Source organism: Vibrio sp. 704 (assembly GCF_033339295.1).
On record NZ_JAWOUH010000699.1, the window covers coordinates 1 to 598 of the forward strand.

General features: G+C 42.3%; 2 pseudogenes. Both read left to right on the forward strand.

Going from position 1 to position 598, the window contains the following annotated elements:
* A pseudogene (locus R7R24_RS28595) lies at positions 1-172 on the forward strand (type II secretion protein); the annotation flags it as partial.
* Between the two features lie 12 nt (positions 173-184).
* A pseudogene (locus R7R24_RS28600) lies at positions 185-598 on the forward strand (CpaF family protein); the annotation flags it as partial.

Consider the following 598-nt stretch of genomic DNA (forward strand, 5'->3'; position numbering starts at 1 on the left):
ACATTTAGTTCCAAATAATTTTGCTATTGCGATAGAGAGCGCCAATTTAGGTAACCCAATTGTTCAATCTAAGAAAAATAGTGCTTTAAAAGCTTCGTTAGCGGAAATATCGCACTTATTAGAAAGCCCAACACAAGAGCACCAAAGTTGGATTAAGAAATTCTTTTCTTAGTAAGGGGGAGTTATGTTTTTCAAACGGAAAGGCGTCGGGAGTTCATTCAATTCCGTAGATGAAGAAAAAGAATCGAAAGTCGTCAAGGTCGATCTTGCTGCGAAAGCAGAAGACGAAGATTACGTCAGTGAAAACAAACCATTAACGCCGGTTGAAGCGAAACTGAAAGCGATTGAAGAGCAGAAAAAACAGCTCGAGCAAGATCTGGCTATTAAGCACTACTACCATAAGAAATTGCTGGATACTTTAGACCTTGGCTTGTTATCACATCTGCAAGAAGATCGCGCGAAAGAAGAGTTAAGGGAAGCGGTGATTCAGTTGATCGCCGAAGACCAAACGCATCCTTTAAGTTCAGAAGCGCGCAACCGCGTGATCCACCAAATCGAAGACGAAGTGTTTGGTCTTGGGCCGCTTGAGCCACTGCTT